Raw genomic sequence first — 12,597 nt, forward strand, 5'->3', positions numbered from 1 at the left:
TAAATAAGACTACTATTTCTTGTTGTTTTTATCATTTAGGAAATAAAAATATTCTATAAATAGGAGAATAACTCCTACAAATAGCCCAACAAGAACTTGGATGAATATATCAACCATATAAACACCTCCCTTTCGGGCAAGTAGCCTACTTTTATTATAACACTATAGATCTTATCAGAAAAGATATTTTTGTAATATCTAGAATTAAAATTATATTTTTAAGATTATGTAAATAGAGGATAAAAGCTAATCCAAAATTCTATAAAAAAATATATGAGAAATCATAGATGCAGTGGTTTATTGATATCTAAATTCACTTTATAAAAGCTTTTTAGATATCTAATAAATTACTGAGGAAAGCGACTCTACAAAATCTTATTTCTATGAAATACCGATTTTTTAAGTCTTACCCTTACAAATCAATTGACAAGAAGGAAAAGAATGTGCTAGAATGTAATTAAGTGAATTGGATGAATATATTCACATATAAACACGAAAAGCAACTGAACTGGTATTTCAGTTGCTTTTTTATATGTATTAGCGTACTTACTTTAGTAGGTTAATATATATTCATACATGAAGTGATACATGTACGTCGTGCCTAAATAGAGCTACTTCTTCTTGTTGTTGTTTTTATCATTTAGGAAATAAAAATATTCTATAAATAGGAGAATAACTCCTACAAATAGCCCAACAAGGATTTGGATGAATATATCAACCATATAAACACCTCCCTTCCGGGCAAGTAGCCTACTTTTATTATAACACTATAAATCTCACCGGAAAAGATATTTTCGCAATATTTAGAATTAAAATTATATTTTTAAGATTATGTAAATAAAAGACATCATCTAAACAAAAAGTCCTAAATTTTATAAGAGTGCATATAAAAACTCATATACACAGGTAGTTTATTGATATCTAAATTTACTTTATAAAAGCTTTTTAGATATCTAATAGGCTGTGTGGTGTGACTTTACAAAATCGGTTTCTTCGAAAATATGATCTTCGAGGTACTCCTTCTTTTTATTTCATCTGTTCACTTACAGTGCTTACTTTTTCTAGAATTTCATCTAGACTGAAGTAGCCACTTTTTTGAATAGATAGTCTTCCTTCGATATATACTTCTACAGTTGGTGAAGAGAGAATACCACGTTGTGCAGCAATTTCCATATTTTCTACTAATGAAATGTAGTATGCTACGACGTCTTTGTGATCTTCTTGCCATGTAGTAATTCTGTTCTTTATTGAGTGACATGGCATACATGTAGCAGTGCCATATTGAATAATTGCTATGTCATTATTACTGATTATTTTATTTAAGTCGTCATTTTTTGTAAAATCAATCATATTTTATCTTCCTTTTATTTTTCGTATAAGAAGCAGTATATTGAGCCATTTTCTTTTAATATGTGTATATTATAGTTGTTTTAAAAGTTAATTACAACTATTATAAATTGTGTATATACATGGTTCAAAAATAGAATATTATAAAAATTTTCAGAAAACTGTTGACAATAATTTCAAATCATGATATTATTTATACAACGTAAATAGATAAGTATTATAAAAAGAGGCCGCGATGACTAATTTAAAAGGTAGCATCGCCGAAGTGATTAAATTCACTGGGGTTATGTCGAATAGGTATAACACTGTCATTAGAAAATGCCCATTTTCTTCATGGTGAGCTTTTTATAATAAGGGCAAGAGGAATAGGATAGAATTATAAGCTAGACTACAAGGACCTTTTGTTCTTGTAGTCTATTTTTTATAACTTATTTGAAGGAGAAAGTAATGAGATTATTTGATGGTATGACGGTAGAAAATGGTGAACTAAATATTTCGGGTGTTGGAGTAAGTGAGTTAAAAGCTCAATATGGTACACCGCTTTATGTTTACGATGAGAATATGTTAGTGAACCAATGTAGAACTTTTATTAATAATTTTAGAAGTTCGAAGTTCAATACAGAAGTTCTTTTTGCATCGAAAGCTTTTAGTTGCTTAGAGGTATTAAGAATCGCGAGTAGAGAGGGCTTAGGTGTTGATGTGGTTTCTCTTGGTGAAATTCATACAGCATATAAGGCTGGGTATGATATGAGACGAGCTTATTTCCACGGAAATAATAAAACTCGTGAGGAACTGCAATATGCATTAGAAGTTGGTGTAGGGACTATCGTTGTAGATAATGACTATGAATATGAAATGATTAATGAAATCGTAAGAGAGAGTGATAATACTGTAGATGTACTTTTAAGAATTAATACAGGTATTGATGCCCATACTCATGAATACATTAAAACAGCAAAAGATGATTCGAAATTTGGTTACTCAGTATACGATGAAACTATCTATGAATTAATCGCAGATATTAATAATCAAAGTAATCTTAATTTTGTAGGATTCCACTCACACATTGGATCACAAATTTTCGAAAAAACTTCATTTTTCGAAGCTGTAAAAGTGGTGATGGAATTTACGAAAAAGGTTCAAGAAAGATTAGGTTTAACTATAAGTGTTCTTAACCTAGGTGGAGGGTTCGGGGTTTATTATACTGAAGAAGATAGACCTTTTGAACTTGCAGAATTTCTAAGAGAATATATCGAAGTAGTAGAACATGAGAGTGATAACTTCGGATTAGACTTAACTAAGGTAGTTATTGAACCTGGTAGAAGTTTAACATGTAATGCTGGTAGCACATTATACAGTGTTGGTGGAGTTAAGAAAACTTTTGCAGGTCGTGAATATGTGTTCGTTGATGGTGGTATGGCAGATAATCCTCGTTATGCATTATATAAAGCAAAATACGAAGCGATGTTAGCTAACAAGATGAACCAAGAAGCTGATATAACGTATACTGTTGCTGGTAAATGCTGTGAATCTGGAGATATGTTAGTAATGGATGCGAAATTGCCTAAAGCTGAGCAAGGTGACTTACTATTAGTATCATCGACAGGAGCGTATAACTACAGTATGAGTAGTAACTACAATAGATTACCGAAATTACCAGTAGTATTTGTTAAAGATGGAACTAGTCGCCTAGTAGTAAAAGGTGAGACTTTAGAAGATTTAATTAGACAAGACATTTAATTTTAAAGCAATAACAAAAAGTATTATTAAGAATATATAAAATAAGATAGAAACAAGGAGAATAAAATTATGACAATTTATACAGGAAGCGGAGTAGCAATAGTAACACCATTTTTCGAGGATGGAAGTGTAGATTATGAGACGTTTGGAGAATTAATTGAATTCCAAATTGGTGAAGGTACAGATGCGATTATCGTAGCGGGAACTACTGGTGAGAGTTCAACTATGCCTGATGATGAGCAAGTAGCGGTAATTAAATTCGCCATTGATAGAGTAGCAGGACGTGTACCTGTTATCGCAGGTAGTGGGGTTAACGATACAGCTCACTCAATTAGATTAAGCCAAGAAATTGAAAAATTAGGACCAGATGCATTATTAGTAGTAACACCTTATTACATTAAAACTAGCCAACAAGGTTTAATTGAACACTTCGAAGCAATTGCTAATAGTGTTGATTTACCAATCGTACTATACAATGTACCAGGAAGAACTGGGCAAGTTATGGCGCCTGAGACTATTTTACATTTATCTCAACACAAAAATATCGTTGCATACAAAGATGCCGTAGGGGATATCGCTCATACTTTAGCAGTTAGAAACTTAGTAGGGGATAAAATTGATATTTACTCAGGAAATGATGACATCAATGTACCTATCATTTTAGCTGGTGGTAAAGGGACAATCTCTGTTTTAGCAAACGTTTATCCAAAAGCTACGCACTTAATGTGTAAATATGCTTTAGAAAGACAAGTAGATAAAGCTTTCGCTCTTCAACTTAAATATTTAGACTTCATTCACATGTTATTTGCTGAGCCAAACCCAATGCCAGTTAAAAAATGTGTAGAATTAATCGGAAAATCAGCTTGTCACTATCGTCTACCAATGACTCATGTTGCACCAACATTAGCGACAAAATTAGAGCAAGAGATTGCAAGACTTAATTCATTACAAGGAGAGTAAAAATGAGAGTTTTATTAAGTGGTTATAATGGAACGATGGGGCAAGTTCTAAAAAGCTATATTCAAGATAGTACTGATATAGAAATTGTTGCAGGAGTTGGTCGCGAATTACTAGAGGAGAAATTTCCTACTTATACTTCATATGAAACTTTAGAGAAGGCTGCTGATGTGATTATTGATTTTTCACATCATGCTGGAACTGCTGAATTAGTTGAATATGCAAAACGCACAGCAACAAAAGTTGTAATAGCGACAACTGGTCACACTCCAGAAGAATTAGAATTAATCGATGAACTAGCGACACAAGTAGGGGTAGTTTACGCAGGGAATTACAGTCTAGGAGTAAATGTATTAGTAGAATTAGTGAAAAAAGCTAGTGAACTACTACTAGGATATGATATCGAAGTTATTGAAAAACACCATAATAAAAAAGTGGATGCACCTAGTGGAACTGCAAAAATGTTAGTTGATGCGGTTAAAAACGTAGAAAATTATAATAGAGTTTATGGTCGTCATGGAGATATGAAACGCCAGGAAAAAGAAATTGGAATTCATGCGGTTCGTGGGGGGACTATTGTAGGTGAACATGAAGTAATTTTTGCTGGAGAAGATGAGGTAATCGAGATTAAACATACAGCTTTAAGTAAAAAAATGTTCGCAAAAGGATCTGTTACAGCTGCAAAATGGCTTAATACTGTAGAAGAACCTAGATTATATTCTATGAAAGATGTATTAGGTATAAAATAATAAAGTCAGAAGCAACTCAGGGTATATTATAAGGTGTAGTGTTGAGTCGTTAATATAAAGTTTGGAAGAATATTCATAATTAGAGTGGTCGGTATACCACTTAAATAAAAAATACTATAATAAAGTTAGATTGACATATGTAAAAATTAGATATAAAATAGAAAAAAATCATGTAGATAATAGGAGAAAGAAATGAAATCAACAGAAGAGATTATTAAATTTATAGCAACATCTAAAAAGAAAACACCGGTAAAAGTTTACGTTAATTTTAACGCTGATGTAGAATTTCCAGAAACTTTAGAAGTTTATGGAGAAGGAAATTCAAGAGTTATTTTTGCAGATTTTGCTGATTGGGTGGAATTTTACGAAGCTAATAAAGCTGTGGTAGTAAATCACCGTGTAGAAAATGATCGCCGTAATAGTGGTGTACCGATGATCGATTTAACTCAGTTTAACGCTCGTATTGAGCCAGGTTGTTCAATTCGTGAACACGTGAGTATCGGAGATAACGCGGTTATTATGATGGGTGCTGTTATTAATATCGGAGCTAAAATTGGTAAAAACACTATGATCGATATGAATGCTATTTTAGGTGGACGTGCAGAAGTTGGGGAAAATTCTCATGTTGGTGCTGGATCTGTATTATCAGGTGTTATTGAACCAGCTAACGCGACACCAGTTCGTGTAGGTAACAATGTTCTTATCGGGGCTAATGCTGTAATCTTAGAAGGGGTTCAAATCGGAGACAATGCTGTTGTTGCTGCTGGAAGTGTAGTAACAAAAGATGTAGCTAGTGGAGATGTTGTAGCGGGAGTACCGGCAAGAGTAATTAAAACACGTAGTGAAGTTGCTGAAGAAAAAGTAGATATTATAGCAGAATTAAGAAACTTATAATAAAGTAGGTAAAGAAGATGAAAGTAATTACTGAAGAGAATTTAACATCATGGCGTAGACATCTTCATCAAAATCCAGAGTTATCTTTGGAAGAATATAAGACTAAAGAATTCATCACTAGTGTTTTAAAAGAATATGGTATAGAATATCAAGAAACTCTTGAGACAGGATTGGTAGTAATCTTTAAAGCAAGTGTAGAAACTAATGATACGATTTTATTTAGAGCGGATATTGATGCACTGCCAATTTCAGAGGAGAATGATATTGATTTTAAATCTAATAACGATGGTGTTATGCATGCTTGTGGTCACGATGGACATACTACTATGCTTTTAGGAAGTGTTATCGAAGCGGCTGATTATTATAAAAATAACGATACTAAGGTAAATAGTATTTTTGTATTTCAACCTGCTGAAGAAACTTTTGGTGGTGGGAATTTATTAATCAGTGATTTTGATTTTTCACCGTATAATATTTTAGCAAGTTATGCCTTACATATGAATCCAGATTATCCAGAAGGTCATATTATTTCTAAACCAAAAGAAATTATGGCTAGTGCAAATGAATATAGAATTTATATTAAAGGGCGTGCAGCTCACGTCGGTTTAAAAAATACTGGAATCGATGCTCTTAACGTGGCTACAATGTTCTTCCAGGAGATGCTAAAACTTAATGCGTTGCACACTAAAGCACGTAATACTAATATTATTCATATTGGTAAAATGTATGGTGGAGATGCGATGAATGTCGTTGCGGAGAATGCGTACCTAGAAGGAACTATTAGAACATATAGTATGAAAGATTTAGCTACAATCAAAGCTGCAATTGAAAATACGCGTGTAGGGCTTGAACATCTTACTGGAGCAAGTATTCGTGTTGACTTTGCTGAAGGATATCCAGCGGTAATTAATGATGAAGTTCCTTATCAAGTAATTAAAGAAGTTATAGAAAAAGAAAACATTGATTATATTGAGTTAGAAGAAGCTTATCTATACGGGGAAGATTTCTCATTCTTTAGTAGATTATCCCCTATAAACTATAGTTTTTTAGGTTTAAGAAATGAAGAGAAAAACTATGTTTCAGGATTACATACTCCAACTTTCAACTTCGATGAAAAAATACTAAAAGTAGGTGTTCAATATTACCTTGGTATTTTGAGATATTATAATGAGTAAATCTTATTGATTTTGAGTAGAAAGTAGGGGGCGACTCGATAACATTGATTCTATAGAATCAGGAGTTTTGAGTTGCCCTCATTCATTAAAGAAAGGATTTTTTATGGCAACGATTGAGTTAAATTACAATAATATACGACAAAATGCTATTAATTTAAAAGAACGAGCACAAGATATAATAGCCGTGGTTAAAAATAATGCGTATAATTTAAATTTAAGAGAATGTGTAAAATTATACTCAGAAGCAGGGATAAATTACTTTGCAACGACAAAAGAAGAGGAGTGCAAAGTAATAAGAGAAACACTAGGTAAGGATGTTAATATCTTTCTTTTAAATCCAACTTATGATTTTGATTTAGTTAGTCGATACAACATTGAGATAAATATTGCGAGCTTTGAATATTTAAAAGAAAACCTTGAAAGTGTAAGAGGTTTAACATTACAGTTGGAATTTGCTGGTAGTATGAGACGAGCTGGAGCAAAAAATCTTGAAGAAGTATTAGAAATTATAGAATTTTGTAAAAAAAATAATTTAAAATTAAAAGGATTTTGGTCTCATTTTTCTTTTGCGGATGAATTTGACGGTTTTTACGAAAAAGAAAAAGAATTGGTGCTAGCGGTTCTTAATGAAGCTCAAAAACATCATGATTTTGAAGTAATTCATTTGCAAAATAGTGCTTCATTTTTACGTGATGGTGCGTTTGAGAAAACAACGCATCAGAGATTAGGGATTATTCTTTATGGTGCTATGCCTTATAATGTGAAGGAAAATCCAGTTGCTCTAAAAAATCTAGTTATCAGGAACCCGATAACTGTTTATGGTGAAATAATTAATATAGTAACCTTGAATAAAGGTGAGTGCATAGGGTATTCTAATTCTTATATAGCTGATGTTGATAAAAAAGTAGGAGTTGTTAATATTGGCTATGGTGATGGGATACTACGAGATAGATTAAAAGGAAAAACCTGTATAATTAAAGGCAAAGAGAGAAATATTTACTCGACGATGATGAGTCATTTAGTAGTAGAAATAGGTGAAGAAAATTGTATCGGAGATAGGGTTTATATTTATGATGACAAGCAACAACTTCATGATTATACAAAGTATTTTGGCCCGAATTCTGTGCAACTTGCAGCCTTAAATTATGATAGTTTAATAGTAAAAAAAATATATTAAATATTATAGGTAGTGCTTAAAAAATCGTAATTTCAAAGAAATCAATTTTTGAAGCACTCTCATTTTTTATATTACGAATATAAACAAAGAAGCAACTGAGGATATTCCATGTGTTGCTTCTTTTAAAAAAGGAAAAATTTTAAATGAATTTAAATTAACAAGTATTAATTTAAATATTTTAGAAATCTTATTTATCTTGTTCCTCTTGGAATTTTTTAGCAATAGTTGCTTCAAAATCCGCAGGGATAGAACGTTGTTTAATGATGATTACGTCAGATTTAGCATATCTAACGATACCTTCAGACACTGATCCCATAAGCATACGTTTGAATCCAGTTAAACCAGAAGATCCACAAACTACAAGGTCAATACCTTTTTCATCAACGATATCTTCGCTTAGAACAATTTTAGGAATACCTTGTTCTACAATACCGAATACTTTAGTTAGTCCATCTTCTTTAGCAGATTCAACATAGCTATCAACTAATTCTTTAGTACGTTTATAGAATGAGTTGAAAATATATGGATCTGATAAACCAGAAGTTGCGATTGTCGCATCAATTACAGAAGCGATATATAATTCTGCATCTTCATTTCTCTGAGCAATAGCTACAGCATTTTTAAATGCCCACTCGGCTTGTTTAGAACCGTCAACTGCGACTAAAATTTTAGAATATTTATTTTCCATGATCAAAACCTCCGACTTCTATGTCTTTACTTATATTATAACACATTTACAAAAAAAGTAAACGCTATTTTACAAAAAAGTAGTATTAATTTTATTTTATGAAAACAAAGGAAAACCTATAGGTGGATACTATATAGCTCTTTTCCTACAGGTTTAAATAATTTTATTTTCTATTCTTTTCTTTTTGTTTTCATGAATATAGATTACACGTTTTCATCAATTACAGTAATAGTTCTTTTACGTTTATGTTCTTTATTATCAATTGTCACTCTGTATACTAATTCATAAGTTCCTGGTGTAGAAGTATCAACTTCTCCTTCAATAATCAAATCATCAAGATATGATTGTCCAGCTTTACGTGCAATGACTCCTTCGGAACTGATATCTATTTGTTCACCAACTTTAATTGTGGCATTTTCAGGAATGATAAAGTAGAAAGTACGTTCAAGACGACGTTCAAGACGCTTTCTGTATTTTTCTTCATCTTCGGCACTCATACGATCTCGAAGTTTTTCATCTACTAAGGGCATTAATTCTACTTCAGTATCAGCAATACAGATCCTACTATTTACTAGTGTGAATGTTTGAGTTCGTCCAGGTCCACAGTATGATTGACATCCTATGATAAATTCAGCATTTGGAGCTTTCTTTTTCAATTTTGGAATTAATGTTTTAAGATTAACACCAAGGCAATCATCACATAATCTAAATGTTACTTTATCTTCAGTAACAATATTTTTATCATTTTGAGTCATATTGTATCCTTTCATAATTTATTTATTTGAAACTAAAATTTATTATATCACATAATCATAATAAATAAAATTTTTAATACGTTTTAAATAGAAATGTTTTTAGCTTTTTTCTTTATAACAAAATTTATTATAAATAGTGATATAAATAGTATAAAGATGTGAATTATTATTTTTGTAATAAGACTTATGAAGAACTCTTCTGGAACCATTTGAATTAGATTTGATTCATCAGGGCTCAATAACCATAGGTTATTAGAAAATAGAAGTTGATGAAACTTAATCCAGAAAGAATTGAAATTATATGAAATTATACAAGCTAATCCTCCGATAACCACAAAAAATGATAGTAGGACTTTATTAAATGTTTTAGAAATATAGTATATTGTATTACTTTTACAGAGTACTACTAGTAATATAGTAGAAATAATGAATACAATTAGAAAAATTATCATTATTTTATGGCTAATACTGTATAGTGTTCTTACATCTACCATATGTTGTATATCTTTAGGTGTATACCATGAAGTATTTAGTTCTTCTTTGTAGTTAAGGTAATCTAGAAGATTAGAAGTATTATCTATTAATTTATCATATGTTGTTCCTATATTAGGGGCTAAATTTTCTTGTGTGTAGAAATTTTTATAAAAATCTAAATTAAAACAATTGTAAAATATTAGAGCAAGAATTGCACTAATAAATAGTGAAAAATTTTCAATAATAATGAGTAGTTGTACTATGTATTTTTTCATTTAAGCACCTCCACTTCATATTATATCACATAAATTTTATTGAAGATATAAAGCTTCCATAAAATTTGGTTTACATATTTACACAAATTAACAAAAAAATGTAAATTATAAAAGTTTTTGAGTAAAAAAAGTTTAATATTTGTATGAATTATGGTAAAATATATACATATAGTTATTTGTTTTGGGGGAAATCATGAATAAGTTTTTTAAGATCTATTTAGAGTTAAGAGAAAAAATAGAAAATAGGCAATATAGGTCTAATTCGCTTTTACCGAGTGAGAATGATCTTGCAAAAGAATATGATGTTTCTAGGGAAACTATAAGAAAAGCATTATTGTTATTATTAGAAAATGGATATATTCATAAAATACAAGGTAAGGGATCTATTGTTCTTGATGTACATAGATATCGTTTACCGGTGACAGGTCTTTTAAGTTTTAAAGAACGTCGTCAATTTCAAGATGTAGAAGCTATCACTAAGGTATTAGTTAATGAAGAAGTTGAAGCACCAGATTTTTTAGTAAGACTGGGTCTTGTTAAGAAAGGTGAAAAATTAATTTATCTTGTTCGCCAAAGAATAGTAGATGGTGAAGCTGTTATATTGGATAAAGATTATATTAGAAAGAATGTAATAGAGAATATACCAACAGAACGTGTAGAAGAATCTCTATATGAGTACTTGGAGAAAGATTTAGGAATTAAAATTTCTTATGGAAATAAGGACTTCAAAATCGAACCAGTCAGCGAAGAAGATTTAACATATATTGATTTGAATGGTCATAAACATATAGCAGTATTAAGAAGCGATGTTTATACTGAGGGTACTGATTTCCTTCATTACACAGAAAGTCGTCATAGGGTGGATAAGTTTCATTTCTCTGAATTTGCTAGAAGAAGAGGAAGCAAATCAAATTAGTATTATTGAAGAAAGAAGGACTGATATAAAAGTTCAAAAATTTAAGAAAGTTCATCTGAGAATTCAGAGACGCATTGGTTTATTGATATCTAAACTTGCTTTATAATAAGCTTTTAAGACACTTAATAAACTTTGCGGGAGTGACTTGACAAAATCGATTTCTCCGAAATCACGATTTTAGAGTCGCTCCTTTTTTTGTTGAAATTTTAAAGGAAAAATTTTTAAATAAATTTTTTTTATATAGTATTTTTATTATTTATTTGTCAATCTGTTGATAATAAACTTTATGAATATTAAATAAATATACAAATTTCGAAAAAAAATTACAAACGATTTTAGTGGAAAAATAATCATTGAAAAATACCGAAATAAAGTGTATAATAAATATAACATTTAAATTTCCGGGAAATAATTTTCGGAAATATTTTGTGGGAGTGTGAAGTAAAATGAAGATAATTGTGTTTTCATTGACAGGTAATTGTAAGAGATTTGTAGACATGTGTAAGATTCCTGAAGAAGATGTTATTGACTTGTGGGATATTGATTATGAAGTGGATTTCGACTATATTTTGATTACTCCTACTATAGGCTTTGGAGATGTTCCTGAAGCTGTAGCGGAGTTTTTGAAAAAAAATTACAAACATTTAAAAGGTGTAGTTGGTAGTGGAAATAAGAATTGGGGTAAAAGATTCGCCAATGCTTCAGAGACAATTAGTAAAGAATATAACGTACCATTATTAATGAAGATAGAATTACACGGAAATACAAAAGACTTAATAAAATTTAAAAAAATATATTTGGAGAGTGTAGAGAATGGAGAAATTTAATCACATTGAACTAAATAATGAAGTAACTAAAAGAGGTGACAATGGCTTTTTTAAATTAGAAAAGGATATAGAGGCTATTGAAGAATTTCTTCGTGAAGTAGACTTTCGTACTGTAAAATTTAGTTCAGAAATGAAGAGGCTTAAATATTTAGTGGAGGAGAATTTCTATTATAATATTTTTGATAAATATATTGAAGATGAAATTCTTGAGTGTTTAGAGCTTGCTGCTAATTTTAAATTTGAATTCAAAAGTTACATGGCAGCAAGTAAATTCTATAAAGATTATGCATTAAAAACTAATGATAAAAAACAATACTTAGAAAACTTTAATCAACATGTATTTATCGTAGCTATGTATTTAGGTGATGGTGATGTAGAATTAGCTAAGGAACTTATGATTTCTATGCTTGAGCAAAGATTACAACCTGCAACGCCAACATTCTTAAATTCAGGAAGAAGTCGTCGTGGTGAGTTAGTATCTTGTTTCTTATTAGAAGTAGGAGATTCACTTAACTCAATCAACTATATCGACTCAACTGCTAAACAACTTTCGAAAATCGGTGGCGGTGTTGCGATTAACTTATCAAAACTACGTGCACGTGGTGAGAGTATTAAAGGTATTA

Annotated in this window: 13 protein-coding genes, 1 pseudogene and 1 riboswitch; of the genes and pseudogenes, 9 read left to right on the forward strand and 5 right to left on the reverse strand. The window is 30.7% G+C overall.

Features of this window, described 5'->3' with window-relative positions:
- Positions 1-1,026: 1,026 nt before the first annotated feature.
- Positions 1,027-1,350, reverse strand: a complete 324-nt coding sequence (locus tag RWQ73_RS01150) for a thioredoxin family protein (protein ID WP_314406306.1) — start codon at positions 1,348-1,350, stop codon at positions 1,027-1,029.
- A 213-nt stretch (positions 1,351-1,563) separates the two neighbouring features.
- Positions 1,564-1,699, forward strand: a riboswitch (Lysine riboswitch).
- 95 nt (positions 1,700-1,794) lie between these two features.
- Between RWQ73_RS01150 and lysA the strand changes: the two genes are divergently transcribed.
- From lysA to RWQ73_RS01180, 6 genes are all read left to right on the forward strand, one after another.
- Positions 1,795-3,087, forward strand: coding sequence for a diaminopimelate decarboxylase (gene lysA, locus RWQ73_RS01155; protein WP_314406307.1), 1,293 nt, complete (start codon positions 1,795-1,797; stop codon positions 3,085-3,087).
- Between the two features lie 69 nt (positions 3,088-3,156).
- Complete coding sequence (gene dapA, locus RWQ73_RS01160) at positions 3,157-4,047, forward strand: 4-hydroxy-tetrahydrodipicolinate synthase (RefSeq protein WP_314406308.1); 891 nt, start codon at positions 3,157-3,159, stop codon at positions 4,045-4,047.
- Between the two features lie 2 nt (positions 4,048-4,049).
- Positions 4,050-4,793 carry a 4-hydroxy-tetrahydrodipicolinate reductase gene (gene dapB, locus RWQ73_RS01165; protein ID WP_314406309.1) on the forward strand — a complete coding sequence of 248 codons (744 nt, stop codon included), beginning with the start codon at positions 4,050-4,052 and terminating at the stop codon, positions 4,791-4,793.
- Positions 4,794-4,985: 192 nt separating this feature from the next.
- Positions 4,986-5,687, forward strand: a complete 702-nt coding sequence (gene dapD / locus RWQ73_RS01170) for a 2,3,4,5-tetrahydropyridine-2,6-dicarboxylate N-acetyltransferase (protein WP_204644466.1) — start codon at positions 4,986-4,988, stop codon at positions 5,685-5,687.
- Between the two features lie 17 nt (positions 5,688-5,704).
- Complete coding sequence (locus tag RWQ73_RS01175) at positions 5,705-6,862, forward strand: M20 family metallopeptidase (protein ID WP_314406311.1); 1,158 nt, start codon at positions 5,705-5,707, stop codon at positions 6,860-6,862.
- Between the two features lie 103 nt (positions 6,863-6,965).
- Positions 6,966-8,039, forward strand: a complete 1,074-nt coding sequence (locus tag RWQ73_RS01180) for an alanine racemase (protein WP_314406312.1) — start codon at positions 6,966-6,968, stop codon at positions 8,037-8,039.
- A 187-nt stretch (positions 8,040-8,226) separates the two neighbouring features.
- Here RWQ73_RS01180 and RWQ73_RS01185 read toward each other — a convergent pair whose 3' ends face one another.
- From RWQ73_RS01185 to RWQ73_RS01195, 4 genes and pseudogenes are all read right to left on the reverse strand, one after another.
- Positions 8,227-8,727 carry a universal stress protein gene (locus RWQ73_RS01185; RefSeq protein WP_048802863.1) on the reverse strand — a complete coding sequence of 167 codons (501 nt, stop codon included), beginning with the start codon at positions 8,725-8,727 and terminating at the stop codon, positions 8,227-8,229.
- A 203-nt stretch (positions 8,728-8,930) separates the two neighbouring features.
- Positions 8,931-9,155 carry an immunoglobulin-like domain-containing protein gene (locus tag RWQ73_RS07960; protein ID WP_399540950.1) on the reverse strand — a complete coding sequence of 75 codons (225 nt, stop codon included), beginning with the start codon at positions 9,153-9,155 and terminating at the stop codon, positions 8,931-8,933.
- Between the two features lie 12 nt (positions 9,156-9,167).
- Positions 9,168-9,482 (reverse strand): annotated as a pseudogene (locus RWQ73_RS07965) (DUF5011 domain-containing protein); the annotation flags it as partial.
- Positions 9,483-9,565: 83 nt separating this feature from the next.
- Positions 9,566-10,231, reverse strand: a complete 666-nt coding sequence (locus tag RWQ73_RS01195; RefSeq protein ID WP_314406314.1) for a DUF1461 domain-containing protein — start codon at positions 10,229-10,231, stop codon at positions 9,566-9,568.
- Between the two features lie 193 nt (positions 10,232-10,424).
- Between RWQ73_RS01195 and treR the strand changes: the two genes are divergently transcribed.
- The 3 genes from treR to RWQ73_RS01210 form a co-directional block, all read left to right on the forward strand.
- Entirely contained in the window at positions 10,425-11,147 is a 723-nt protein-coding gene (treR, locus tag RWQ73_RS01200; RefSeq protein WP_314406315.1) for a trehalose operon repressor, read from the forward strand.
- A 446-nt stretch (positions 11,148-11,593) separates the two neighbouring features.
- Entirely contained in the window at positions 11,594-11,974 is a 381-nt protein-coding gene (gene nrdI, locus RWQ73_RS01205; RefSeq protein WP_314406317.1) for a class Ib ribonucleoside-diphosphate reductase assembly flavoprotein NrdI, read from the forward strand.
- A partial coding sequence (locus RWQ73_RS01210; protein WP_314406319.1) for a ribonucleotide reductase N-terminal alpha domain-containing protein occupies positions 11,961-12,597 on the forward strand: 637 nt, incomplete at its 3' end. The genes nrdI and RWQ73_RS01210, both read left to right, overlap by 14 nt.

This window comes from uncultured Gemella sp., assembly GCF_963525875.1.
In the GTDB taxonomy this organism is placed as follows: Bacteria; Bacillota; Bacilli; order Staphylococcales; family Gemellaceae; genus Gemella.